The sequence below is a fragment of the Gallibacterium genomosp. 3 genome (assembly GCF_001678475.1).
GTDB lineage: Bacteria > Pseudomonadota > Gammaproteobacteria > Enterobacterales > Pasteurellaceae > Gallibacterium > Gallibacterium faecale.
This window is the reverse complement of sequence record NZ_JTJR01000035.1, coordinates 147,765-172,728: the sequence shown is the minus strand read 5'-3', so window position 1 is coordinate 172,728 and position 24,964 is coordinate 147,765. Positions and strand designations below refer to the sequence as shown.

Below are 24,964 nucleotides of genomic sequence, written 5' to 3'. Positions count from 1 at the left end.
CGGGCAAGTGTGAGAGGGAATCCATTAGACATTTATTAAGATTTGTGATTAATTTCAGGTTTGGTCAACAATTTGAGTAATACAGATTACTGCACTCTAATTTTTTCCTCTGCAATATTCATCATTCTAATTAATAGTTTCCGATCGACTTTACGTTGACTATCCAAGATTTGTTGCCATAGCTTAATCGCTTGAGAATAGTTTTCTTGTTGGAAAGCATAATTAGCTAATAGTAAGAGTGAAGTGGTATCTTCTGGATCTTTTTTAAGTGCCTCATCAAGCCATTGCTGTGCTTGTTCAGTGATCGTTTGATTATTTTGATAATAAAGTGCAGTTGCGGCGGCGCCAAGAATTTGTGGTTGTCGGCCTAAAATAATGACTGCTCGGGAGTAGGCTTCTAAAGCATGATCAAATTCATTATTTTGTGCATAGGCTAAACCTAATTCATACCAATTTTCGCCTTGATTGGGATTTTCACGTAGTTTGCGCTGTATAGTGAGAATCATATCCTCATTCTGCTTTTGTGGTGTAGAGGTGACAACGGGTTGTGCTTGATGATGCAAAACAGCTTGCCAACGTTGAGTAGTTGCATAATAAGTTAGCACTAAGAGAAAAATGATTATGCCTAATAATATTGCCCTATTACGATGATAAAAGCTTAAGTTTTGTGATGTAGTAAACGTTTTTTGTTCTTGTAGGAAACGGTAAGCACTTTCATTAACTAATTGAGGATTGCAACGCTTACTATATGCTAATTGTTGTGTTAATAACTGTTGATTTAGCTGCTGGTTTTCATAATCAGGTGTTTGACTAGGGCGATAGCAATACAATATTAAGAGAATAATCATCAATGCTAAGCCGATACAGATAAAGAAAAATAGATTAGTCATGGTGATCCTGTTGTTGCAGAAAGGCTTGTAATTGTTGCTGTTGTTGTGCGCTCAAATGGCGTGTTTGTTTACGTTTATATAAATAAAATCCACTACACACAAGAGCCAAAATTACGCCAAATAGTGGCAATAGCCACAATAAATAGGTATTGGTAGTGAATGGTGGATCGTAACGAACAAAATTACCGAAACGATCGGTCATTATGGCAATAATCTCGTCATTACTTTTGCCTTGATTCACCATTTGATAGACTTCAAGGCGTAAATCATAAGCAACAGCGGCATTAGACTCGACTAAATTCTGATTTTGGCACTGTGGGCAACGTAAAGTCTTTGCTAATGCAATTGCACGCTGTTGGGCTTCAGGTGAATGAAACTGAAATGTATCAACAATTTCTGCCTGAGCAAGGCTACAAATAGCGAACAAAAGGAGAATTATGCGTTTCATAGTGATTCCGTTTGTAATTGTTGAATCAAGGGTAACATCTGTTGTTGCCAAATAGTTTCATTGATTGCACCACCATCGAAAAAGTAACGGATTATCCCTTTTTTATCGATGATAAAGGTATAAGGTGCGCCATTAATTCCAAGTTCTGCGGCTAATATGCCTTTACTGTCATAAGCATTGAGTTTAAATGGATTGCCTAATTGCTGTAAGGTTGCTAGCGCATTTTCTCGTTTATCTAAGTAATCAATACCAATGATTGGAATCTGATATTGTTGAGTGATTTTATGCAGTAATGGAAATTCTTGTTTGCAATATTGACACCAACTACCCCAAATATTGATTAGATAGACTTGCCCCTGCGGAAAATCTGAATTCTGCCAGGTTTTGCTACTGTTTTCTAAGTCAGCTAGGGCGAAAGTAGGAAGAGGTTTTTGCAAATGATCTCGCATTTTTTGTAATGGATCTTGGGTTAAGCCGAAAAATAACGTAATGACAAACCCAAAGATCACTATTACAGGAATAAAGAGTAACCAGCGTTTCATAATTTATCCTTTTAATTTTGGTTTTCTTGCCGCCCACATAGCTAAGAAACCACCTAGCATAACTAATAATCCACCAAACCATAACCAACGAATATAAGGTTTATAGTGTAGGCGGAAAGCAAATTCATCGGGAGAGAGTTTATTCCCCATCACAATATAGAGATCTTGGAACCAACCCCAAACAATACCAACTTCGCTCATATTCATCGTGCGCACATCATAAAAACGGCGTTCTGCACTGACCTGAGCAATCGGTTTTTGCCATTGATGAATTGCAAAAAAAGTTTTTTCTGCCGTATAGTTTGGACCAATTTCGTTACGATAACCTAAATAAGTAAATTGATATTGGTGTAAGGTTTGGGTATCTCCTGCTTTCATTTTGACACTGATTTCTTCAGCGTAATAATTGCTGATTGTGCCACCAATAACACTGATTGCTAGACCTATGTGAGCTAAACGCATACCCCACTGTTTTAGGTCAAAATACCAACGAGCAAATAATGTATTAAACAACATCCACCAAGCAAGGATTAATAAACTGATAGCAATCGGGGATAATGAAGTTATCTCAATCGTTTGAAAAGTGTGTTGTTGCCAAATTTGTAAAAAGGTCAGTATAATTGCGGGAATAACCCAATAGCTAGCTCGTTTTATCTTGGCAAGTGGAAGCTTTTGCCAGGTTGCTTGTGGGGCAAAAATCATCAAACCTAATAAGAGAAATAATAATGGCAGAAACAGACGGTTAAAATAAGGTGTACCGACAGAAATACTACCCCAGCCCATCATAGTAAAAATCATTGGATAAAAAGTACCGACAAAGACAATCAGTGTTGCTAATGCAAATAGTATATTAGTAATAAGTAGTGCTGATTCTTTAGATATCGCATGGAAACGTACAATGGAAGGAGGATTATTGGCACGTAGTGCAAACAGGATTAAGCCACCTATGGTAAATAAAAAGAAGATTGCCAATAGAGCGTGACCACGTTGTGGATCAATGGTAAATGCGTGTACAGAAGCGAGAACACCTGAACGTACGATAAAAGTGCCTAACAGGCTTAAAGCAAAGGTAAAAATAGATAATAGCATTACCCAGTAAATCAAAATGCCTCGTTTTTCATAAATGATTAAGCCGTGTAATAAACCAGTGGCTAATAACCAAGGCATTAAAGAGGCATTTTCGACAGGATCCCAAAACCACCAGCCACCCCAACCTAATTCATAATATGCCCACCAGGATCCTAAAATAATACCTACTGTGAGAAATGCCCAAGAGGCGAGAACCCAAGGACGGCATAGGCGTGCTAATGCTGCATTAAATTGTTGGGTGATTAGTGAGGCAATGATTAAGGCAAAATTAATTGCAAAACCAACATATCCTAGATATAGCAACGGTGGATGTACGATTAAGCCAATATCCTGCAACATTGGATTGAGATCACGTCCTTCAAGTGCAGCAGGGAATAAGCGTTGAAAAGGATTAGATAAACCTAAAATAAATAGGGCAAAACAAAAACCGATTAACCCCATAATGGAAAGTGTCATTGTGATCAATCGAGGATCAGTGTGACGATTGAACCACGCAAAGCAACCTGTCCAAATTGAAAGTGAGAATAACCAGAATAACATTGAGCCTTCATGCCCACCCCATGTTGCTGCAATTTGATAAAACAGGGGAAGATGAGAATTAGAATGTTGGGCAACATATTCTAATGAAAAATCATTGGTCGCAAAGGCATAAGCCAGAATTACTAGCGTTGTGGTAGTAAAAATAGCATAGAGTAAGCTCAATGGCTGAGCGAGTTGCATTAGAAATGAATTTTTACGCCAGATGCCGTAGGCAGGCAGTAGTGTTAAACACGCCGTGAATATTGTCACGAATAATAAGCTGATAAATCCTAATTCCGCTAGCATAAAAATATCATTACATCAGGAGTAAAGTTAAAAAATGAAAGTGATATGTTGTTTAACAACATATCACTTTCTCTCTAAGTCCTTGTAGTTAAGCAAGGGTCATTTGCCCCGCATATAATGCCCAGAAACGTAAGCATAATACACCAATTAAACTTAATGTTGTCACCAAAATGATGAAACCTTTGCGATGTTTCATATCATTTGAAGCGATTGCGTTTAATAGTGTTGGTACAACTAATCCGATACCGACTAAACCAATCCAGAATACATATGCCCAGAAACCACTGCCGACTGCATTATAGATTGCCACAGTCTTTTGTCCGCCGCCTAAATATAAACCAATACAGAATGCAAATAATAGGAAAGCTTCAATTAAGACAACAGGCAATTCAAATTTGTGGACAAAGTTAAGTGCTGCTGAATGAGTACTTTCTTTGGTAAATAATACGGTCGCCAAGATTAATGCTGCAATACCTGAAGATGTTCCTGATGCAAGGAATAAAACAGGCAATACTGGGTTATTCAACATTGGATAACTAATTAATGCTGATAATAAGAAACCAGTATAAGCTCCTAACAGAACAGAAAGGAAAATTAAGATGATTTCTATTGGTGAACTAAAACGGGCTAAATTCACGATAATACGATGAATAAAGCTAAGTTTTGGTACAAAACGATTAATTAGTTGTGCTACCAAATCTTGGAAAATAAAGGCTAACCATAATAAAAGGAATGCCATATAGATTTGGAATAACATTACCCCCATAGACATAATTGACGTGTGGTGGTAATTGAACATCAAATACCAGAATGTCCAAGGTTTGGTAAGGTGGAAGATCAAAATGACTAAACCTAAAATAATAGTGACAGGTGCAATAATTGCTGCACAACGAATCACATTATTCTGTGCTGGGTTTGAGCCTGCTAGACCACTGCGTTTTAATAATACAGCTAACATTGTAGCACCAGCTGAAATCCCTAATAAAAAGAGATAAATGGCAATAATTTCGTCCCACACGAGAGATGGGAAATGAAATGGACTACTCATCGTCTGATCTCCCCGTGTTTGCTTGGAATATGGTAAAGATTTGGTTCTGTGCCAAGTTCAACTTTAGTACGGTAAACTTGATCGTGACGAATTTTCTTAGAAATTTCGCTATTTGGATCATTCAGATCACCGAAAGTTAGTGCTTTAGTTGGACAAGATTCCACACACGCTGGCAATTTACCTTTTGCTAAATTTGTATCACGACAGAAGTTACATTTATCCGCAGCTTTAGTAAGCGGGTTAATGTAACGAACACGATATGGACAAACTGCAATACAGTATTGGCAGCCGACACAGAGATCTTTATTAACGTCAACGATTCCTGTTTTTGCATCAATAAATGATGCTCCAGTAGGGCAAACATGAACACAAGGTGCATTACTACAATGTTGGCAAGAGTGACGAAAGAACTCATATTCTACATTTGGAAATTCACCATAAGGTTCACTACGGATAATTTGCAGACGAGAAACCCCTTCAGGGACATGGTTTACTTCTCGACAAGCATCCATACAAGCTGTACAACCAATACAGCTGCGTTCATCGTGCAACATTCCGTAGCGTTTGTCTTTTTCCTCAGATAAGGCCGTTGCTAATGTTTTATTCGTTGTTCCTGCAACTAACATTAGTGCGCCAATACCTGAAACAAAGTTGCGGCGTGAACAATTCATTGTGCATCCTTAGTTGGTTGTTTTGCTTTTTCTTCACGGATTGCTTGTTGTTTACCATGACAATCCACACATAATTTCACTCGTTGTTTTGGCTGAATATCTTTCATGGCATCATGTTCAGGGTGTAATGTATGGCAACTTGCGCAAGGCAATTTCATCGCATGAACATCATGAGCCCAGAATTTTTCTCTTAATTTTTCTGGTTTATGACAAGCGAAACAAACTTGGTTTTGTTCTTGCACTGTGTACATTGGTGTTTTGCCATCAAAAATATCACCATGAAAACGCATCACATCTTTAACACCACGACGGTGATCTTCAGAAATTTTGCCATGACAACTTACGCAGGTAATAGGTTTACCCGTATTTGGGCTAACTTGGCTTAAATGCGTACCATGAAATTGTTGATCATTAAATTTATGGCATTTTGCACAATATTGGTTTGGATCACGTTGATTTTCCAATTTTGGTTGATAGGTCAACGTATTGGCTGAATTACCAGTAGGATTGGTATTGTTTTCAGCATTTGCACTGAATGCAAAGGCAAATAACCCAACAGTGATGCTGGTAACTAGCCCTTTTTTCAACATAGCGTAGAAGTTCATTATTTTTTCCTCGACTAAATACAGCGTTTTTTGGATGCCTCAGTCTTAAGACTGAGGCAAACTAGGATAAGGTTTATTTTGCATCAGCTGGCAATAAGCCTTTTTCTTTTGCTTCTTTATCCCATTGAGGAACAACAGTTTTTAAGAACTCTTCTTTTTCACGTTTATGTTTATCCATATCGATACCAATCGCTGCCTGAGCTTTTTCTTTGGTAGAGATATCAGGAATTGCAACTGGTTGGTTAACATTATGTTTAGTTAAGATGACCGCAAGTTTACGACGTGCATCAGCTGCTTTGTCTAATCCAGTACCTAATACATTTAATGCTACTTCAGGTGCGTGCATATAAGCACCGTGGCTTGCAGAAGTATAATCCCAGCGCCATTGAGCATGGCGAATATCTTGTAGTGCATCTTTCATTTCATCTTCTGTAGCACCAGCATCCCAAGCCGCTTTCGCTTCAAAGTGCGCATGAACAAGTTGATCTTCTAATTTAATCAACATTTGGGTAACACGTTCTTTGCGAGAATTCACGATACCTTGTAATTTTTCTTTACTTTGATCATGGCAATTTGCACAGGTATTTTGGAAGTTATCAAATGGGTTACCGATATTGTGATCAGTATAAACACGTCCATCTGGAGCTTGAGTTTTTGCCATATGACAATCTACACAGGTTACACCATTTTTACCGTGCATACCCATTGTCCAGATTTCAAAGTCTGGGTGTTGTGCTTTCAACATTGGTGCTTTAGAAAGAGAGTGTACCCAATCTTTAAATTTAAGATTGTCATAGTAAGCTTCCATATCTTCCACACTCAAGCCATTATCCCAAGGGAAAGTAACGGTTTTCTTGTCACCTGCAAAGTAATATTCAACGTGACAGTTAGCACAAACTGCTGCACGTTTATCGGTTTGGTCAGAACGTTCAAAGTTCCAATTGACTTTATCTAATGCACGTAAAACGTGTGGACGAGCAATGCGAAGTGCTGGTTCCCCTTTAGCAAAGGCAGCAGAATTAGTATCATGACAGTCAGCACAACCAATAGGATTAACGATTTCATTACCCCATTTTGCCCATTTCACACCAAAATAGCCATCTTCACCTTTTTCAGTAATTAAACGTGCAACATCAGGGCTTTTACAAGTCCAACAAGCGGCTGGTTGTGGACCACTAGTTTCATCTTTTGGTGCACCAGTACGCAAAATGTTACGTACGTCAGTAATAGCATAATAGTGACCACGAGGATGGTTATAGTCTACGGAGAATAAATATCCTCCCCATAACACCACTAAGCGAGGATCTTCTGCTAATGCATCACCAATTTTTTCTGATTGTTTGGTGCTTAGCCAAGATTGATATTGTAAAGGATATTTTTCTGCATAAAGATCATTGCGTACAGATACTTTATCAATATCAAATTTCATATCTTTAAATTTGTCTGCTTTTTGCTGTGTTTGATCCGATGCAGGATTTGTTGCTGTTTGATCAGCAGCATGTGCAGCGTTCACTCCCACAGTGGCGGCACTTGCTAATAATAAAAACATCGCTTGTTTTAAAGTTTTCACGATAATTACCCCAACATAAATAGTTATTCACTAATAACAACGTTTTATTTATCTTTGTATCTCCATCCCTTGGAAATACAAGGAAGATATAGTTATAAGCATCGCTTACTTTATCCAAATACTCACAATAATTCTAAGGTTATATTGCAGTTTTTTGAGATTAATCAAAAAGTTTTAGAGAAAGAAAATAGAAATGAGATAAAAGTTACTGTTTGTACCAATTAATGGTTATAAAAAGTAATTAAATCAAAAGGTTGATAGTTTTATTTTTGTACCTATTAATGAGTATCTTTTGCTATAAAGAACGATTGATTATAAAAAATTAGGCAAGAATTGTTCTTCTTGCCTAACAAATATACAAGTTGATTATTTATGCATCTTTTAAAAATAGTTTTTGCTGTTCTGAAGAAAGTTTCGCAATGCCAAAACCAGTTAATCCCCATAAGGTGGCAAAGAATATACCACTCCAGCATAAAATTGCCCAAGGTAGGTAAGACAAGGTTGCTACACCGAGCGTGCCAGCCATATAAGCTCCTGCGGCTGTCCAAGGGAGAATTGGTTCGATAATCGTTGCAGAATCTTCTACGGTACGGCCTAAATTTTTAGGATGTAAACCTCGTTCAATATAGGCTTTGCGTAGCATTTCTCCAGGGATTAAGATAGAGATCTGTCCGTTACAGGTTACGCCGATCATCGTTAAACCACAAGCAATAGTGGTGATGATAAGAGAGGCGGTTGATTTCACCATAGTCAGCAATTTTTCTAAGATAATATTCAGTGAGCCACTCACTGATAATGTGCCAGCAAATGATAAAGCACAGAAACAGATGAGCAATGTTCCCATCATTGAGTTCATTCCGCCACGATTGAGTAATCGACTTAAATCGGCATTCACTTGAATAGCGTCATTATGAATCATTGAGACATTAAAGCCATTTAATGCACTGTTCATCACATCAGCAAATTGAAAATGTTGAATAAACACGGCATTAAATATGGCGACTAATGCCGAGATTAACATCACTGGAATAGTAGGTTTTTTGCTGATAGATCCCCATAAAATAATCACTACTGGCACAAGTAAAAGTAGGTTGAAATGATAGATGCTTTCAAGCCCAGTCAGCATATTAGCGACTTTTTCAGGCGTGGCAACTTCAGTTACTTCAATATTTAGCCCATAAATAATATAGACTGTTGCGGCCAGTAGAAATGAGGGTAAGGTAGTATAAAGTAAGTGAAAAATATGTTCATATAAATTCACTTTGGTGGCGGCTGCGGCAATATTGGTGGTGTCGGAAAGAGGGGAGAGCTTATCGCCGAAGTAAGCACCTGCCACCACAGCCCCTGCGGTGGCGGCAAGGTTGGCATCTAGCCCTATTGCCACGCCCATAAAGGCGACACCAACAGTACCAGCCGATCCCCAAGATGTTCCTGTACAGATAGACACGACAGAAGTAAGCACTAAGGCGGTAACATAGAGAAATTTAGGGTCGATCACTTTTAAACCATAATAGATCAACATTGGGATAGTTCCGCCGCTAATCCAGGTTCCAATTAGTAGCCCAACACTAATTAAAATTAAAAGTGCGGGCATTGTTTTGGCAATTTTATCAGCAATAGCATTGAGAATATCGTTATAGCTATAGCCTAGCCGAATCGCCATTACGCCAGCAATAACCGTGGCGATGACCATTAGCGGTTCAGGCGGTAGATTAAAAAAGGCATAGCCTAAACCGAGCAATACTAGCATAGATAAGATAGGTATCAGTGCTTCAAAAAGTGTGGGTAAGCGGTGTTGTTTGTTCTTCATCATTAATCTCCTTTGTATGTGGTTAATGCAAGGTGAATTCTATTTAAGCAATCCAGCAAGGCTCTTTGTGGTAACGCAACGTTTAAACGGAAAAAATATTTTCCTTCCTGGCCAAAATCTTCTCCCCACGAGAGTTCAATATTTGCCTGCTGTAAAATAACTTGTTTAAATTCGGCTGGTGTTAAAGCGAGATCTGCATAATTTATCCACATTAAATAAGTACCTTGTGTTTTTATGATTTTTAATTGTGGTAAATATTGTGAGAAGTAGTCAGCGACAATTTGCTTATTTTTTGCAATATATTGTTTTAATTCTAGAAGCCATTGATCACATTGAGTATAAGCAGTATAGAAAGCAGGAATGCTAAAATAATTTGGATTATGAAAACCAAAGCGTATTAGTGTTTGTTGAAATTCAGTTCGGATTTGTTCATTTTTAATTACTAAGTTACTAATTTCTAACCCTGGAATATTAAATGTTTTTGCTAGAGAGGTACAAATCATAGAATGTTCTGCGACATAGTTACTTAATTTAGCAATAACCAGGTGTTGTGTATCAAATACAAAATCAGCATGAACTTCATCAGAAATAATAAAAACTTGGTATTTTTCTGCAAGCTGACAGATTAGTTTAAGCTGTTCTTTATTCCATACAATGCCAGTTGGATTATGTGGTGAGATAAGGATGAAAACCTTAATTTTTTGAAAACAAGATTCTAATTTTTCTGTATTAATTTGATATTGATAATTTTGATATATTAGCTCACAAGGTACAATGCAACGCTTATTAAGGCTAATACAGTTCATTATTGGTGCATAAGAAGGAGTGAAAATACCAATATTGTCTCCCTCTTTAGTAAATTGATTAAGAAAAATAGAGATTCCTTGAATTACTCGAGGACAATGAACAATTTCTTTAGGATTAACATGAAAGTTATGATGGCGAGCTAACCAATTTGCAACTGTTTGTTGATATTGAGTACCCCAAATAGTGTAACCATATATACCATTGTTTGCTTTAGAAATAGCATTAATTATTTCTGGAGCAGTAGGTAAATCCATGTCAGCTACTGAAAGTGGGATCACATTTAGATAATTACGTAAGATTGCCTCGTCCCATTTTGCGGAATAAGTGTTATAACGATTTGTAAGTTTATCAAAATTATATTTGTTCATTTTTTTAGCAAGTGTGTATGAATTATTACAGATGAATATAAAGAAAACTTTCATTAGAAAAATTGTAAAATTTGATTATTGGATTATGATTTTTTGTTTCTGTGATACTTCTCACAATATTGAAAATAAAGAGATTTTTCTTGAAATGTGATATTTATCACAAAAAATAATTATCTAAATTAGAAAAAGAAATAACATAATTGAAGAGTTGTTTTTTCATATTTACTCTTTGCACAACGCTAATTTATTACTCATGCAAGGAGCTTAAAAATGACAACTTATTTTGATCAAATTGAACAAGTAAAATATGAAGGTCCACAATCTACAAATCCATTTGCTTATCGTTATTACGATGCAAATCGTGTTGTATTAGGCAAAACTATGGCAGAACATTTACGTTTAGCTGTATGTTATTGGCATACTTTCTGCTGGAATGGTACAGATATGTTTGGTACTGCTTCATTGGATCGTCCTTGGCAAAAAAATCCAACTGAATTAGATGCAGCGAAAGAAAAAGCAAATATTGCATTTGAATTTATTAAAAAATTAGGCGTTCCTTACTATTGTTTCCATGATGTGGATGTTGCACCAGAAGGCAATTCATTCAAAGACTATATCTATAATTTCTCAACGATTGTTGATGTATTAGCACAAAAACAAGCAGAAACAGGAATTAAACTTTTATGGGGTACAGCAAACTGCTTTACTAATAAACGTTATATGGCAGGTGCTGCAAGTAATCCAAACCCAGAAGTTTTTGCTTGTGCAGCAACTCAAGTGTTCCACGCAATGCAAGCAACACATAAATTAGGTGGTGAAAACTATGTGTTATGGGGTGGACGTGAAGGTTATGAAACTTTATTAAATACTGATCTTAAACGTGAACGTGAACAACTTGGTCGCTTCATGCAATTAGTGGTAGAAAATAAATATAAACTTGGCTTCAAAGGTACATTGTTAATTGAACCAAAACCACAAGAACCAACTAAACACCAATATGATTATGATGTTGCAACAGTTTATGGTTTCTTAAAACAATTTGGTCTAGAAAAAGAAATTAAAGTAAATATCGAAGCAAACCACGCAACACTTGCAGGACATACATTCCAACATGAAGTCGCTACTGCTGCAGCATTAGGTATTTTAGGATCTATTGATGCAAACCGTGGTGATGCTCAACTTGGTTGGGATACAGACCAATTCCCAAATAGCGTTGAAGAAAATGCGTTAGTGATTTATGAAATCTTAAAAGCTGGTGGTTTAGGCACTGGTGGTTTCAACTTTGATGCGAAAATCCGCAGACAAAGTATTGATCGCTATGATCTTGTTCATGCACACATTGGTGGTATTGATGTGTTAGCACGTTCACTCTTAATTGCAGCTGAAATGATTGAAAATGATCGTTTACAAGCACTTAAAGATCAACGTTATGCAGGTTGGGATGCGAAATTTGGTCAAGATATTCTTACTGGAAAACTTTCTCTTGCTGATTTAGCGAACCATGTTGTACAACAAGATCTTGCTCCAGCACCAGTATCAGGTCGTCAAGAACTATTAGAAAATATCGTAAATTCTTATATCTATAAATAAAAAGGAGACAAAAGAAGGAACAAGTTTTTGTTCCTTCTTCTTTATTTATAAGTGATTGGTTAAATAAAAGGTATGGGGAGGTACTATGTATCTCGGTATTGATTTAGGGACATCAGGAATTAAAGCGGTATTGTTGGATGAACAGCAACATATTGTTGCTACAACCACAGCACCCCTTACAGTAACACGCCGTCAGCCATTATGGTCAGAACAAGATCCGGCAGATTGGTGGCTAGCATTGCAACAATGTTTAAGTCAATTAGCGACAGAGCAGGATTTATCCGTAGTAAAAGCCATTGGTTTAACTGGACAAATGCATGGTGCAGTGATGTTGGATGCTCAGGATGAGGTGTTATATCCAGCCATTTTGTGGAACGATGGACGTAGTTTTGCAGAATGTCATGAATTAGAACAATTAGTACCAAATTCACGTGAAATCACAGGCAATTTAATGATGCCTGGCTTCACGGCACCAAAAATCAAATGGATTGAGAAAAATGAACCTGAGGTATTTCGTAAGATAGCGAAAGTATTATTACCAAAAGATTATTTACGTTTATTGCTCACAGGGGATTATGTGAGTGAAATGTCCGATGCAGCAGGTACGATGTGGCTAGATGTTGGTAATAGATGTTGGAGTAATGAGTTGTTGCAAGCGTGTGGATTGACCGAGCAACAAATGCCGCGTTTAGTAGAAGGAAATGCAATTACAGGGAAGTTACTACCAGAGTTGGCTCAAGAGTGGGGAATGCAAGCTGTACCAGTGATTGCTGGTGGTGGAGATAATGCTGCTGGTGCGATTGGGGTTGGCTTATATAAAGCAGGACAAGCAATGTTATCTCTCGGTACCTCTGGTGTTTACTTTGTGGTGACGGATTACTATGTGAGTAATCCAACTAAAGCGGTACATAGTTTCTGCCATGCTTTACCAGAACGTTGGCATTTAATGTCAGTATTGTTGAGTGCAGCTTCTTGTATTGATTGGGCAAATAAAGCGTTAGGAATTAATGATATTGCGAAATTCTTTGCTTTAGCAGAACAGGCGAAAAGTAGTAAAGATGTACTATTTTTACCATACCTTTCTGGCGAACGTACTCCACATAATGATCCTTATGCAACAGGTGTATTCTGGGGATTACACCATGATACAACACAGGCTGAAATGGCGAGAGCCGTTGTAGAAGGCGTAAGTTTTGCATTAACGGAAGGTATTGAAGTATTGCATGAAACAGGCGTAACTGCTGAATCCATTACCTTAATTGGTGGTGGAGCGAAGAGTCATTTCTGGCGGCAATTATTGGCAGATATTAGCGGTAAAACCTTTGAATATCGCCTCGGTGGTGATGTGGGACCTGCATTGGGTGCAGCGAAATTAGCACAAATGGCATTACATCCAGAACAACCTATTGCTGAGTTTTGTCCGCCTTTACAACTAGAGGCGCGTTATTTACCAGATCCACAACAATTTAAGTTGTATCGTGCAAAATACGAGAAATTTAAACAGTTATATCAACGTGTGAAATATTTTTAGCACGTCTTTCTTCTAACTGATCTACTGTAAAAGTTGGACAGTTATTTTCAAGCATATAGGACAAAAAAATTGGTAAAAAGTGGTTTAAAAGCATATAGTACAAGGCTTTAAGCCACTTTTTAGTAACTATTTTACTACACAAAAAAATTCTTACTGTAGATGTGTTAATATTTTTAGGAAAAATTTTATTTTTCTTTTTTATTATAAGAAATGCGGTATAAGAACCGCATTTTTCTATTGAAGAGGAAAGAATTTTCCTGTAATAAGCTGTTTTAATGTACCTAAAGTTAAAAATATTATAATGATATTCCCTAAAATAAAAAATAAATAGCCAAGTATATCTAGTTGAAATTCGGTGGTATGTATTAGATAAACCCCAACTGTTGCCATTGCCGCTGCACCAAATGAAAATGCCCACAGTGAAATTTTAAAGCTATTGTTTATAATCCAGGGTAGTAAACGAAATAAAAATAATAGCTGTAACATACCATAGCCAATAATGGCGAGAACGAAATAATCTATATGACCATCAACAATGTGTAAGTAAGTATTGGCAGCAACGAAAGCCGGAGCGAGTTGAATCCCTAATGTTGGGCGTAAACCTTCTTCAATACTAGAACTATTGCGTAGGCGTTGTAAAATTGCAGGTTCTAATGTAATCCAAGAAATCATTCCCATACCAAAAAAGATTACTGCATATTGGGTTAAACCTAATGAAGTTAAGGCGATAGCACTAACAAAATTGGCGGCAACAGTGGGTAAATAGAGGATAGGTGTGGTGGCTTCAAAAGGATGATTACCTTTCCATAATCCAGCGGCACGGTAAGTAGAAAATGCGAGTTGTAAGATTGTGCCAATAAAAATTAGACTAGTAGATATACTAGGTAAAATAAAAGGTTTTATGCTTAAACTAAATAATAGTAGTGTTATAGGTAAAAGGCTGAAAAAACAACACTGAATTTGATTTAAGAATTCATTTTTTACGCTTTCTTGGCGAGCAATGATCTTAATTGAGTAAAGTAAGATAAATAGGAACCATATAATTGATGTGCTAGCTAATAGGCTAGACGATATAATATTTGATAATTGCTTACTTTGTTCAAATTGTTTCCAAGCGAGACCTAAAGCAAATAGCCCTAAGGTAATACTGAAATAACTAATTGGTAAGTTAATAAATTTCTTATTCATATTAAATCCAAATGTTTATTAAATAGGATATATATTCTGATCTAAATATATTTTTCTTCTCTATAAAAAGACTTGAGAAATCATCAAAATGCGTCATTTATGATAGATATTAAGTTGAGTTGAGAAGGAGAATATCTATATTTTTAGATATATAGTTCTTTTTAATAATAATTATTGATATAACAGAGATAATTCCTATCACTACAAAAATGATAAAGTGGGGTAATTTCCCCACTTTAAATTAATACTCTAATTTCGGTAATGACTTATTCTCAATCACATCTTGATCAATTACTACTTTCTTTAAGCCAGTTAAAGACGGAAGATCATACATAGTATCGAGTAAGATATTTTCCACAATAGAACGTAAACCGCGTGCTCCTGTTTTACGTGCTAATGCTTTTTGTGCAATCGCTTTTAAGGCTTCTGGTGAAAACTCAAGTTCTACATTTTCGAGTTTAAATAGCGCTTGATATTGCTTAATTAGTGCATTTTTCGGTACGGTAAGAATATTGATTAATGCTTCTTCATCTAATTCCGCTAAGGTTGCTATTACTGGTAGGCGTCCGACAAATTCAGGAATTAAACCGAATTTAATTAAGTCTTCTGTTTCAACTTGAGCGAAGAGTTCAGTAATATTTTGCTCATCTTGTTTGCTATTGACTTCAGCACTAAAACCAATTCCACGATCTTTGTCAGTTCGTTTACCGATAATCTTATCAAGTCCAGCAAATGCCCCACCACAGATAAATAGAATTTTTGAGGTATCTACTTTCAAAAACTCTTGTTGTGGATGTTTACGACCGCTTTGTGGTGGCACAGAAGCAACTGTTCCCTCAATTAATTTTAATAAGGCTTGTTGCACACCTTCACCTGAGACATCACGAGTAATTGATGGATTTTCTGATTTACGTGAAATCTTATCAATTTCATCAATATAGATAATGCCTCTCTCTGCTTTATCTGTATCGTATTCACAGTTTTGTAAAAGGCGTTGGATAATATTTTCTACATCTTCGCCTACATAACCAGCTTCAGTTAATGTTGTTGCATCGGCAATCGCAAAAGGAACATTGAGCTGGCGAGCTAGCGTTTGGGCTAAGAATGTTTTCCCACTTCCAGTTGGCCCAATTAATAAAATATTACTTTTACCAAGTTCAACATCAAGATCGCTTTCATTACTGCGTAAACGTTTATAGTGGTTATAGACTGCAACAGCTAGGGTCTTTTTTGCTTGATCCTGTCCAATGACATAATTATCTAAATGGGCACGAATTTCGTGCGGAGTAGGAATTGCATCTGATTCAGTTTGATCTGATGACTCTTCTTCTGCAGCTGAATTTGCTTCAGCGGACAATAAGTCGTGGCAGGTTTCTACACATTCATTACAGATATAGCCTGAAACGCCAGCAATTAATTTTTCTACTTCATGTTTTTCTTTACCACAAAGAGAACAGTAGAATTTTTCATTATTTTCTGGTTTATCTGACATACTTTACTCACTTATTGATCGCGATGAGTTAATACAGTATCAATCAAGCCATAAGCTTTGGCAGCTTCCGCTGACATAAAGTTATCACGATCAGTATCTTTTTCGATAACCTCTAATGGCTGACCGGTATGGAAAGCTAGGCGTTGATTTAAGGTTTCCTTAATTTTTAAGATCTCTTGTGCATGAATTTGAATATCAGATGCTTGACCTCTAAAACCACCTAATGGTTGGTGAATCATCACACGAGAATGTGGTAAAGCAAAACGTTTACCTGCTGCACCACCGGCAAGAAGGAAGGCTCCCATTGAACAAGCCTGACCGATACAGAGAGTACGTACATCAGGTTTGATAAATTGCATAGTGTCGTAAATTGCCATACCTGCTGTGACGGAACCACCAGGGGAGTTGATATAGAGATTAATATCTTGATCTGGGTTTTCTGATTCTAAGAATAATAATTGGGCAACGATAAGGTTTGCCATATTATCTTCTACTTCGCCAGTTAAAAAAATAACACGTTCTTTAAGTAATCGAGAATAAATATCGAACGAGCGTTCACCACGTGAAGTTTGTTCGATAACCATAGGGACCAATGCCATATTTTCTCCTGTTGTCAGCAAACCTCAGAATGAGGCAGCAATTAAAAATAGAAAAAGTGCGGTCTAGAATAACCGCACTTAATAGCTTGAATGAAGATTAATTTCGACTGAATTATGCACGAGGTGCGTTCATAATATCATCAAAAGATTTTTCAACTTCAGATACTTGTGCTTTCTCAAGAATTACATCAACAGCTTGTTCTTCTAAAACAACATTACGGATGTTATTAGAAAGTTCTTTGTTTTGGCTGTAATAATCAACAACTTCTTGTGGTTGTTCGTATGCAGAAGCAATACTTGCAATCATTGCTTTCACACGATCTTCATCCACTTTTAATTCGTTGCTTGAAATGACTGTGCTAAGTAACAAACCAACTTTAACACGACGTTTAGCTTGTTCTTCAAAGATTTCACGTGGTAATTCTAATGCTTGTTGTGCATTACCGCCGAAACGTTGTGCAGCTTGTTGACGTAATACATCAACTTCTTGATCAACCGCAGAGCTTGGTACATCAATATCGTTTTGCTCAATTAAACCATCTAATACTTGAGTTTTGATGTTTGCTGTTACTGCATTATCAAGTTCACGTTGCATATTTTTCACGATCTCATTGCGGAGGTCAGTAACTGTTTTAGTGTTTGGACCAAATTTAGCAACAAATTCATCAGTAAGTTCTGGTAATACCATGACTTCTACTTTCTTCAAAGTAATTGCAAATTTCGCTGGTTTACCTTTTAAGTTTTCGGCGTGATATTCTTCTGGGAAAGTAACATCAACATCAAATTGTTCGCCAGCTTTGTGACCAACAATACCATCTTCAAAACCAGGAATCATACGACCTTGCCCCATGAATAATACGAAGTCAGTTGCTTTACCGCCTTCGAATTCTTCACCATCAATAGTACCAACAAAATCGATAGTTACACGGCTATCTGCTTGTGCAGCTTCTGCTTTTTCTTCCCAAGTTGCTTGTTGTTTACGTAGAGTATCAACCATTTTATCTACATCAGCATCAGTGATTTTAACAACTGGTTTTTCTACTTTGATATTTTCTAAACCTTTAATTTCAACTTCTGGATAAACTTCAAAAGTTGCAGAGAAAGTAAGGTCTTCACCTACTTTATATTGTTCTGGTGCAAATGTTGGACGGCTTGCTAAGTCAATTTTTTCTTGGATGATAGCATCGAAGAAATGACGTTGCATCACATCAGCTAATACGTCTTGACGAGCAGATGCGTCGAAACGTTTTTCGATAATGCTAGGTGGTACTTTTCCTTTACGGAAACCATCAATACGAGCAGTTTTTGCTACTCTTTTTAATTCTTCACGAACAGCTTGTTCGATTACATCTGCCGGTACGGTAATGCTAATACGGCGTTCTAATCCTTGAGTTGTTTCTACTGAAATTTGCATTTATGCTACCTCAAAAAAATGATTGTACTCGGCAACCTATCTACCGAACACGCAAAAGATAATTATTGATTGTGTACAATAATACGAGTGTATTAAAAAATTGAACGCCCGATTATAGCTTATTCATAAGTAATATGTCGAGAAAGCGAACGATAAAAACGGGTAGTTGTTTATTGTTCGCTCAATTTTACTAAAGGAATTTATTTAGATTTGTGAGGCATCATTCTTAATAAGGTATTATCTTTGACGATATAGTGATGGAATAATGCTGCGATAGCGTGTAAAACGACCAAAGCCATAGCGATATTAACTAATGTTTCATGGATTTCCTTTAAGGTATGCGCTGTTTCTGGATTAGGATTAAAGCCAGCAATAATTGAGTAATTCGCAAAAGTGAGATCACTTCCTTTATTTAATACAGTTAAAGCGCCAAAAATTGGAATCAAAATAAAGAAAAGATATAAAGCTAAATGAACGTAGTGGGCAAGTTTAGTTTGCCATACTGGCGGTGTTGGTGTAATTGCTGGTGTCTGTTTTAAATAAAGATGACGAACAATAAGTCGAACGAAGATAATTCCCCAGACACAAATACCAAAGGTATAGTGTGTATTCACCATTAAATCATACCAATCCAAAGTAAGATCTACATCTTGGGCTTGAATGCTGAAATAGGTAATTAACACGAAGAATAAGGATAGCCAATGTAAGAAAATTTGAAGTGTTGGGTATTTTGATGACATAGAAAGCTCCTAGTAGTGATAACAAACATAATCGCTTGTGATTTCATTTTATTGTCTTAGAATGAGGAGAAAATGAGAAACTATTTTGAAGATAAACGCTGGATAAAACAAGTATGAAAAGTGTTGCAATCGTTGGATTAGGCTGGTTAGGTTTCCCTCTTGCACGTTATTTACAAAGTCTAGGTTGGGAAGTGAAGGGAAGTAAACGAACGCATGAAGGCGTGGAGCAGATGCGGTTACAGCGAGTTGAGAGCTATTATCTTGAACTAACCCCTATGATTAATGCTGATCCTGATGATTTAGAAGCCCTATTAAGTGTAGATAGCCTGATCATTAACATCCCGCCAAGTGAATATTTTTTTGACCTCAACAATTACGTTCTTAGTGTTGAAAATCTGCTTACCGAAGCATTATTACATAATGTGCAACATATTATTTTCATTAGTTCAACTTCGGTTTATCCAATGATTTCTGGTGTTTTTGATGAAGATTACTTACCACAGCCTACTTCAGATGTTGGTAAGGCGTTATTAGAAATTGAACAACGGTTATGGGAATTGCAAGATATTGATGTGGACATTATTCGTTTTGCAGGCTTAGTGGGTGAAGATAGACATCCAGTACATCATTTATCAGGTAAACAAAATATTCAAGGCGCTCAACAAACCATTAATTTGGTGCATTTAACAGATTGTTTACGCGCGATTCAGCTATTATTAGAAACCCCTTCATATCACCGACGTTATAATTTAGCGGCACCGATCCACCCATTAAAAGCTGAGTATTATACAAAGGCAGCAGAAAAATTAGCATTGCCATTACCACAGTTTGCAGAGGAAAGTGAACCAATGGAACGTATCATCTCAGCGGATAAAATCTGCCAAGATTTAGACTTTGTATATCAATATCCAGATCCAGAAATGATGTAATTAAAAACAAGAAAAAGAGTTAACAAAAGAAAGATGGCTGGGGTACTAGGATTCGAACCTAGGGATGCCGAGATCAAAACCCGGTGCCTTACCGCTTGGCGATACCCCAACAGGAATATAGTAAAAGTAGATTTCAGAAGATGGCTGGGGTACTAGGATTCGAACCTAGGGATGCCGAGATCAAAACCCGGTGCCTTACCGCTTGGCGATACCCCAACTTTAAAATGGTGCGGGAAGAGGGACTTGAACCCACACACCTCACGGCGCCAGAACCTAAATCTGGTGCGTCTACCAATTTCGCCATTCCCGCTAACTGGTGGCTATGACGGGATTCGAACCTGTGACCCCAACATTATGAGTGTTGTGCTCTAACCAACTGAGCTACATAGCCATTCGCTTTTGCGGCGCTAATTATGCTGATATATCCTATCCTCGTCAACAACTTTTTTTAGAAAAAAAGATTTTTTAGCTTGTTCGCATAGAGAATAGACAATTTGTTCATTTTTTTACAAATTTAATGAATAGATAGAGGAAAAACCATAGAAAAGAGAAAGATTGTGATGAGATTTATTCATCACAATCTATATAGAAAAGTATTAATTAAATAACCACTTACCATTAACAGCGGTACCTAATACCTCAAATTTGTGGTTAAACGCAGTGAGATTTGCAATCTTACCGGCTTCGATACTGCCTAGTTGATGATCAACACGAATTGCTCTTGCTGGGTATAATGTTGCCATACGAATTGCTTCATCTAAATTGATACCAACTTCATTTACACAATTTTGAATGGCTTCGATTATTGTGACTGCTGAACCGCCAATAGTGCCATTAGCATCATAACATTTATGATCTCGGACATAGACAGTCTTACCGACAAATTGGAATGATTCAATATCTGCCCCTGCTGCGGCAGTAGCGTCAGTGACTAAACATAATTTGTCTTGTTTACACTGTTTAGCGATACGCACATTACCATAAGTGACGTGTAAACCATCTACGATAATGCCAGTATAAACATTAGGATTATCTAATACAGCACCCACTACTCCCATATTTCGACCAGAGGAAACGGGCGACATTGCATTATGTAGGTGAGTTGCAAAGGTAGCGCCTTGAGCAAAACGTTGATTTGCGACTTCACTGCTTGCATTAGAGTGACCAATCGAAACAATAATTCCTTTATCAATAAATTGAGGAATAAAGTCAGCGGTTGGATTTTCTGCTGCAATAGTTATTTTGCTAATAACCTCGGCGTTATCACACAAGAACGCTAACATTTCATCAGAAATTTCACGAATAAACTCTTCACGATGGACGCCTTTTTTCTCTTTGCTGAGATAAGGGCCTTCCAAATGTAGGCCTAATGCTTGATTTTTATGCTTCGCTAAATAGTCACGCATTACGGTAATAGCGTGCTTCATTTCTTCATCAGGTGCAGTAATAAAAGTAGGTAAAAAGCTAGTTGTCCCTGATTTGAGATTGGTTGCCTGCATAATTTCTAAGGTTTTAACAGAGCAATTATCATTAAACATTACTCCACCACAACCATTAAGTTGCAGATCAATAAAGCCAGCAGATAAGTTAGCACCGTTTAGATCAACTTGTTCAAGATTTGCAGGCAGATCTTGGTGTTTTACGATATTTTCAATTTTGTCTTCGTTGATAATAACTGCGTGATCATACAATACTTGCGAGCCAGTATAGATAACGCAGTTAGTTAATGCATATTGTTTCATTTTAATTCTCTTACACTGTGAATAGCGTGTGATTCTAGTTCTTTAAAGTATTTAACAGTTTTCACTTTTAATTCTTGGGTAGCGGCTTCATCACAAACAAAAATTGCACGACTATGCATTTGTAATGCACTGATTGTCCAAAGATGATTTACTGCTCCTTCAACTCCAGCTTGTAATGCTAGGGCTTTACGATAACCAGTGATTAATAACATTACTTCTTCAGCATCTAATAATGTACCAACACCAATGGTTAATGCATATTTTGGTACTTGGTTAATATCATTATTAAAGAAACGTGAATTCGCAATCAGGGTATCTTCATTTAATGTTTTGATACGGGTACGAGAAGATAGAGATGAACCTGGTTCGTTAAATGCGATATGACCATCTTCACCTACACCGCCCATAAATAAGTGAATTTTACCGTAAGATTTAATTTTATCTTCATAACGTTGGCATTCTGCATCGTGGTCATCAGTATTGCCGTTAAGAATATTAATATTTTCGTGTTGGATATCAACATGATTGAAGAAGTTATTGAACATAAAAGAGTGATAACTTTCAGGATGTTCTTTTGGTAATCCTACATATTCATCCATATTAAACGTAACAACGTGTTTAAAACTGACTTCCCCTTGTTGATAAAGTTTGATTAATTCTTTATAGGTGGCGAGTGGGGTACCGCCAGTTGGTAAACCTAAAACGAAAGGACGTTCTGCGGTTGGAGCAAAACGATTGATACTATCGACAATATGGCGAGCTGCCCATTTAGCAACTTGTTGATCGTTTTGTAATGGAATAAGACGCATAAGATGGCTCCTTGTTTAATGGATAAATTTTAAAATAAAACTTCATTATTTTTATTATAACATTAATTTTGCTCCAAAGTTCATTTTTTCTTAGTTTTTTAAGAATGTTTTTTGTGCAGAAAATGGTAGATTTTTATTCAATATTGTTTGCATTTAAAAATTAAAAAATGGTGAAGATAGTCTGTGCAAAAATACTTTTTGCTAGAAGTATTCCGGATTAAAACAGCATATAAAAATCAGAAGATGCTGACTGCTTTAGCCTACTCAATCCAATAAAAATCAAGTAGAATATGCGAATTTATGTAAACTGATCGAAGATTTTATTATGACTACACAATTTAATATCAAAACATTCCAAGGCATGATCTTGGCGTTACAAGCATATTGGGCAGAACAAGGTTGTACGATTGTGCAGCCGTTTGATATGGAAGTTGGTGCAGGAACATCGCACCCGATGACGGCATTACGCGCATTAGGCCCAGAACCAATGGCATTTGCTTATGTACAACCTTCTCGCCGTCCAACTGATGGTCGTTATGGGGAAAACCCAAACCGTTTACAACACTACTATCAGTTCCAAGTAGTAATTAAACCTTCACCAGACAATATCCAAGAACTTTATTTAGGTTCGTTAAAAATGCTTGGCTTTGATCCAACCCAAAATGATATCCGTTTTGTTGAAGATAACTGGGAAAATCCAACTTTAGGTGCATGGGGGCTTGGTTGGGAAGTATGGCTAAATGGTATGGAAGTGACACAATTTACTTATTTCCAACAAGTCGGCGGTTTGGAGTGCAGACCGGTAACAGGTGAAATTACCTATGGTTTAGAACGTTTGGCAATGTATATTCAAGGTGTGGACAGTGTTTATGATCTTGTTTGGTCGGATGGGCCATTAGGTAAAACAACATATGGTGATGTGTTCCATCAAAATGAAGTAGAGCAATCAACATATAACTTTGAATATGCTGATGTTGACTTCTTATTTAAATGTTTTGAGCAATATGAAAAAGAAGCACAATACTTACTCTCTTTAGAGAAACCGTTACCATTACCGGCTTATGAAAGAATTTTAAAAGCTGCACATAGTTTTAACTTGCTGGATGCACGTAAAGCGATTTCAGTAACTGAACGCCAACGTTATATCTTACGAATTCGTGCATTAACGAAAGGTGTTGCTGAAGCCTATTATGCAAGCCGTGAAGCATTAGGTTTCCCTGGTTGCAAAAAATAATTTCTAACCCTTTAATTATGAGGAGAATAAAGATGAAACTTTGGTATTCCACAACAAGTGCTTTCGCTCGTAAAGCAAGAGCAACATTACAATATCATCAACTCGAAGATCAGATTGAATTATTAAAAATCACCAACTCATTTGATCCTAACTCTCCTCATAATAAAGATAATCCATTAGGCAGAATCCCTGCTTTACAGATGGAAAATGGTGAATGGTTGTTTGGGAGTTTATTGATTAGTGAATACTTGGATAGTATCGGTTCACAACCGACATTATTTCCAATGAATGGTAAACGCTGGCAAGTATTGGCACTCCATGCTTTAGTAGAAGGTATTTTGGAAAATACAACACCGACTATTGTGGCTGAACGTCGTTTTCGCCCTGAAAATGAGTGGTGGACTGCAAGACACCAACAACTAATGGAAAGAAATATCCGTAGTTTTGTGCAGCTTGAAGAAAAGCTTGCTCAGTTTGGTGATGAATTAAATATTGGTACATTAAGCGCTGTCTGTTTAATTGATTGGTGGACATTCCGTTTAGAAAATACCGGATTTAACTTAGCAGAACACTTTCCTAAATTAGTCACATGGGCAGCGAAAATGGATGAAAAATATCCTTGTCTGCAAACAACAAAACCAACAGCATAAACAATTTTAGGATGATCAAAATGACAAAACCAGTTTTATTTTTTGCCCATCTTTGCCCTGATACAGCGCCTTTTGTGGCAGAGTTATCTCGCTTAAATGTGGAATATGAAAGCGTTAGTATTTTGGAGAGTATGGCAAATCTGAAACGTTTTTTACGTTTACGTGATCAACATTCAGCTTTCGATGCTGTGAAAGCGAATGGTTATGCAGGTGTTCCAGCATTAGTTGTTGGTGATGATGTGATTTTAGATACTGCTCAACTTGCAGTTTATTTTTCACCAAAAGCGTAATCGTGAATTACAGCAGCATTGATAGAAGATAGCTTATTACAAGCGATAAATTAGCTAAACCAATATCGATAGTGGAATATCGA

23 protein-coding genes and 4 tRNA genes are annotated in these 24,964 nt (G+C 36.8%); 6 read left to right on the top strand and 21 right to left on the bottom strand.

The genetic code is table 11. The annotated features are described in order from the left end of the window. Positions 1–86: 86 nt before the first annotated feature. The 10 genes from QV06_RS09180 to QV06_RS09135 all read right to left on the bottom strand — a co-directional run bounded on the left by QV06_RS09180 (position 87) and on the right by QV06_RS09135 (position 10,673). A complete protein-coding gene (locus QV06_RS09180; RefSeq protein ID WP_065237879.1) occupies positions 87–890 on the bottom strand; it encodes a TPR domain-containing protein in 804 nt (267 codons plus the stop codon). After that, on the bottom strand, positions 883–1,338 hold the full coding sequence (gene nrfF / locus QV06_RS09175; RefSeq protein WP_065237878.1) for a heme lyase NrfEFG subunit NrfF: 456 nt from the start codon (positions 1,336–1,338) through the stop codon (positions 883–885). Before nrfF ends, QV06_RS09180 begins: the two co-directional genes overlap by 8 nt. Then, a complete protein-coding gene (locus QV06_RS09170) occupies positions 1,335–1,880 on the bottom strand; it encodes a DsbE family thiol:disulfide interchange protein (RefSeq protein ID WP_065237877.1) in 546 nt (181 codons plus the stop codon). The genes nrfF and QV06_RS09170 overlap by 4 nt, the downstream gene beginning before the upstream one ends. Before the next feature lie 3 nt (positions 1,881–1,883). Then, positions 1,884–3,794, bottom strand: coding sequence for a heme lyase CcmF/NrfE family subunit (locus QV06_RS09165; protein ID WP_065237876.1), 1,911 nt, complete (start codon positions 3,792–3,794; stop codon positions 1,884–1,886). A gap of 88 nt (positions 3,795–3,882) precedes the next feature. Beyond that, a complete protein-coding gene (gene nrfD / locus QV06_RS09160) occupies positions 3,883–4,842 on the bottom strand; it encodes a cytochrome c nitrite reductase subunit NrfD (protein WP_065237875.1) in 960 nt (319 codons plus the stop codon). Then, the gene (nrfC, locus tag QV06_RS09155) at positions 4,839–5,513 is read right to left on the bottom strand and encodes a cytochrome c nitrite reductase Fe-S protein (protein ID WP_065237874.1); all 675 of its coding nucleotides are present in this window, start codon (positions 5,511–5,513) and stop codon (positions 4,839–4,841) included. Before nrfC ends, nrfD begins: the two co-directional genes overlap by 4 nt. After that, complete coding sequence (nrfB, locus tag QV06_RS09150; RefSeq protein WP_065237873.1) at positions 5,510–6,118, bottom strand: cytochrome c nitrite reductase pentaheme subunit; 609 nt, start codon at positions 6,116–6,118, stop codon at positions 5,510–5,512. Before nrfB ends, nrfC begins: the two co-directional genes overlap by 4 nt. A gap of 73 nt (positions 6,119–6,191) precedes the next feature. Further along, positions 6,192–7,667: an ammonia-forming nitrite reductase cytochrome c552 subunit gene (gene nrfA, locus QV06_RS09145; RefSeq protein WP_156542035.1), complete on the bottom strand. Its 1,476-nt coding sequence runs from the start codon at positions 7,665–7,667 to the stop codon at positions 6,192–6,194. A 391-nt stretch (positions 7,668–8,058) separates the two neighbouring features. Beyond that, complete coding sequence (nhaC, locus tag QV06_RS09140) at positions 8,059–9,498, bottom strand: Na+/H+ antiporter NhaC (RefSeq protein ID WP_065237871.1); 1,440 nt, start codon at positions 9,496–9,498, stop codon at positions 8,059–8,061. 2 nt (positions 9,499–9,500) lie between these two features. Next, a complete protein-coding gene (locus tag QV06_RS09135; protein WP_065237870.1) occupies positions 9,501–10,673 on the bottom strand; it encodes a MalY/PatB family protein in 1,173 nt (390 codons plus the stop codon). Positions 10,674–10,943: 270 nt separating this feature from the next. Between QV06_RS09135 and xylA the strand changes: the two genes are divergently transcribed. Both xylA and xylB read left to right on the top strand, forming a co-directional pair. After that, positions 10,944–12,263: a xylose isomerase gene (gene xylA / locus QV06_RS09130; RefSeq protein WP_065233972.1), complete on the top strand. Its 1,320-nt coding sequence runs from the start codon at positions 10,944–10,946 to the stop codon at positions 12,261–12,263. 85 nt (positions 12,264–12,348) lie between these two features. Then, positions 12,349–13,794 (top strand): xylulokinase, encoded by a 1,446-nt coding sequence (gene xylB, locus QV06_RS09125; RefSeq protein ID WP_065237869.1) that lies wholly within the window; start codon positions 12,349–12,351, stop codon positions 13,792–13,794. A gap of 234 nt (positions 13,795–14,028) precedes the next feature. On the opposite strand, the gene tehA is transcribed toward xylB, so the two are convergent. The 5 genes from tehA to QV06_RS09100 all read right to left on the bottom strand — a co-directional run bounded on the left by tehA (position 14,029) and on the right by QV06_RS09100 (position 19,227). Then, the gene (gene tehA / locus QV06_RS09120; RefSeq protein WP_065237868.1) at positions 14,029–14,982 is read right to left on the bottom strand and encodes a dicarboxylate transporter/tellurite-resistance protein TehA; all 954 of its coding nucleotides are present in this window, start codon (positions 14,980–14,982) and stop codon (positions 14,029–14,031) included. Between the two features lie 241 nt (positions 14,983–15,223). Continuing rightward, positions 15,224–16,474 (bottom strand): ATP-dependent protease ATP-binding subunit ClpX, encoded by a 1,251-nt coding sequence (gene clpX, locus QV06_RS09115; RefSeq protein ID WP_065237867.1) that lies wholly within the window; start codon positions 16,472–16,474, stop codon positions 15,224–15,226. A gap of 11 nt (positions 16,475–16,485) precedes the next feature. Next, on the bottom strand, positions 16,486–17,073 hold the full coding sequence (gene clpP / locus QV06_RS09110; protein ID WP_065237866.1) for an ATP-dependent Clp endopeptidase proteolytic subunit ClpP: 588 nt from the start codon (positions 17,071–17,073) through the stop codon (positions 16,486–16,488). A gap of 112 nt (positions 17,074–17,185) precedes the next feature. After that, complete coding sequence (tig, locus tag QV06_RS09105; protein ID WP_065237865.1) at positions 17,186–18,487, bottom strand: trigger factor; 1,302 nt, start codon at positions 18,485–18,487, stop codon at positions 17,186–17,188. Between the two features lie 200 nt (positions 18,488–18,687). After that, a complete protein-coding gene (locus tag QV06_RS09100; RefSeq protein ID WP_065237864.1) occupies positions 18,688–19,227 on the bottom strand; it encodes a cytochrome b in 540 nt (179 codons plus the stop codon). Positions 19,228–19,340: 113 nt separating this feature from the next. Here QV06_RS09100 and QV06_RS09095 point away from each other — a divergent pair, with 113 nt between their 5' ends. After that, positions 19,341–20,156 carry an NAD-dependent epimerase/dehydratase family protein gene (locus tag QV06_RS09095; protein WP_065233978.1) on the top strand — a complete coding sequence of 272 codons (816 nt, stop codon included), beginning with the start codon at positions 19,341–19,343 and terminating at the stop codon, positions 20,154–20,156. A 34-nt stretch (positions 20,157–20,190) separates the two neighbouring features. Here the strand turns inward: QV06_RS09095 and QV06_RS09090 are convergent. The 6 genes from QV06_RS09090 to nagB all read right to left on the bottom strand — a co-directional run bounded on the left by QV06_RS09090 (position 20,191) and on the right by nagB (position 22,707). Continuing rightward, positions 20,191–20,265: transfer RNA gene (locus tag QV06_RS09090), tRNA-Gln, on the bottom strand. Between the two features lie 32 nt (positions 20,266–20,297). Continuing rightward, a tRNA-Gln gene (locus tag QV06_RS09085) sits at positions 20,298–20,372 on the bottom strand. Between the two features lie 9 nt (positions 20,373–20,381). Then, a tRNA-Leu gene (locus QV06_RS09080) sits at positions 20,382–20,466 on the bottom strand. Between the two features lie 4 nt (positions 20,467–20,470). Further along, a tRNA-Met gene (locus QV06_RS09075) sits at positions 20,471–20,547 on the bottom strand. Between the two features lie 205 nt (positions 20,548–20,752). Beyond that, positions 20,753–21,898 carry an N-acetylglucosamine-6-phosphate deacetylase gene (gene nagA, locus QV06_RS09070; protein ID WP_065237863.1) on the bottom strand — a complete coding sequence of 382 codons (1,146 nt, stop codon included), beginning with the start codon at positions 21,896–21,898 and terminating at the stop codon, positions 20,753–20,755. Beyond that, entirely contained in the window at positions 21,895–22,707 is an 813-nt protein-coding gene (nagB, locus tag QV06_RS09065) for a glucosamine-6-phosphate deaminase (protein WP_065237862.1), read from the bottom strand. The genes nagA and nagB overlap by 4 nt, the downstream gene beginning before the upstream one ends. Before the next feature lie 325 nt (positions 22,708–23,032). Between nagB and glyQ the strand changes: the two genes are divergently transcribed. The 3 genes from glyQ to QV06_RS09050 are packed head-to-tail and all read left to right on the top strand — an operon-like array spanning position 23,033 to position 24,881. Continuing rightward, complete coding sequence (gene glyQ / locus QV06_RS09060) at positions 23,033–23,941, top strand: glycine--tRNA ligase subunit alpha (RefSeq protein WP_065237861.1); 909 nt, start codon at positions 23,033–23,035, stop codon at positions 23,939–23,941. Between the two features lie 32 nt (positions 23,942–23,973). Next, positions 23,974–24,591, top strand: coding sequence for a glutathione S-transferase (locus QV06_RS09055; RefSeq protein ID WP_065237860.1), 618 nt, complete (start codon positions 23,974–23,976; stop codon positions 24,589–24,591). A gap of 20 nt (positions 24,592–24,611) precedes the next feature. Next, positions 24,612–24,881 (top strand): hypothetical protein, encoded by a 270-nt coding sequence (locus QV06_RS09050; RefSeq protein ID WP_065233983.1) that lies wholly within the window; start codon positions 24,612–24,614, stop codon positions 24,879–24,881. Positions 24,882–24,964 lie beyond the last annotated feature (83 nt).

Coding starts and splice junctions, on each gene's coding strand:
- QV06_RS09180 (WP_065237879.1), bottom strand. CDS start 890: ATGACTAATCTATTTTTCTTTATCTGTATCGGCTTAGCATTGATGATT.
- nrfF (WP_065237878.1), bottom strand. CDS start 1,338: ATGAAACGCATAATTCTCCTTTTGTTCGCTATTTGTAGCCTTGCTCAG.
- QV06_RS09170 (WP_065237877.1), bottom strand. CDS start 1,880: ATGAAACGCTGGTTACTCTTTATTCCTGTAATAGTGATCTTTGGGTTT.
- QV06_RS09165 (WP_065237876.1), bottom strand. CDS start 3,794: ATGCTAGCGGAATTAGGATTTATCAGCTTATTATTCGTGACAATATTC.
- nrfD (WP_065237875.1), bottom strand. CDS start 4,842: ATGAGTAGTCCATTTCATTTCCCATCTCTCGTGTGGGACGAAATTATT.
- nrfC (WP_065237874.1), bottom strand. CDS start 5,513: ATGAATTGTTCACGCCGCAACTTTGTTTCAGGTATTGGCGCACTAATG.
- nrfB (WP_065237873.1), bottom strand. CDS start 6,118: ATGAACTTCTACGCTATGTTGAAAAAAGGGCTAGTTACCAGCATCACT.
- nrfA (WP_156542035.1), bottom strand. CDS start 7,667: ATGTTTTTATTATTAGCAAGTGCCGCCACTGTGGGAGTGAACGCTGCA.
- nhaC (WP_065237871.1), bottom strand. CDS start 9,498: ATGAAGAACAAACAACACCGCTTACCCACACTTTTTGAAGCACTGATA.
- QV06_RS09135 (WP_065237870.1), bottom strand. CDS start 10,673: ATGAACAAATATAATTTTGATAAACTTACAAATCGTTATAACACTTAT.
- xylA (WP_065233972.1), top strand. CDS start 10,944: ATGACAACTTATTTTGATCAAATTGAACAAGTAAAATATGAAGGTCCA.
- xylB (WP_065237869.1), top strand. CDS start 12,349: ATGTATCTCGGTATTGATTTAGGGACATCAGGAATTAAAGCGGTATTG.
- tehA (WP_065237868.1), bottom strand. CDS start 14,982: ATGAATAAGAAATTTATTAACTTACCAATTAGTTATTTCAGTATTACC.
- clpX (WP_065237867.1), bottom strand. CDS start 16,474: ATGTCAGATAAACCAGAAAATAATGAAAAATTCTACTGTTCTCTTTGT.
- clpP (WP_065237866.1), bottom strand. CDS start 17,073: ATGGCATTGGTCCCTATGGTTATCGAACAAACTTCACGTGGTGAACGC.
- tig (WP_065237865.1), bottom strand. CDS start 18,487: ATGCAAATTTCAGTAGAAACAACTCAAGGATTAGAACGCCGTATTAGC.
- QV06_RS09100 (WP_065237864.1), bottom strand. CDS start 19,227: ATGTCATCAAAATACCCAACACTTCAAATTTTCTTACATTGGCTATCC.
- QV06_RS09095 (WP_065233978.1), top strand. CDS start 19,341: ATGAAAAGTGTTGCAATCGTTGGATTAGGCTGGTTAGGTTTCCCTCTT.
- nagA (WP_065237863.1), bottom strand. CDS start 21,898: ATGAAACAATATGCATTAACTAACTGCGTTATCTATACTGGCTCGCAA.
- nagB (WP_065237862.1), bottom strand. CDS start 22,707: ATGCGTCTTATTCCATTACAAAACGATCAACAAGTTGCTAAATGGGCA.
- glyQ (WP_065237861.1), top strand. CDS start 23,033: ATGACTACACAATTTAATATCAAAACATTCCAAGGCATGATCTTGGCG.
- QV06_RS09055 (WP_065237860.1), top strand. CDS start 23,974: ATGAAACTTTGGTATTCCACAACAAGTGCTTTCGCTCGTAAAGCAAGA.
- QV06_RS09050 (WP_065233983.1), top strand. CDS start 24,612: ATGACAAAACCAGTTTTATTTTTTGCCCATCTTTGCCCTGATACAGCG.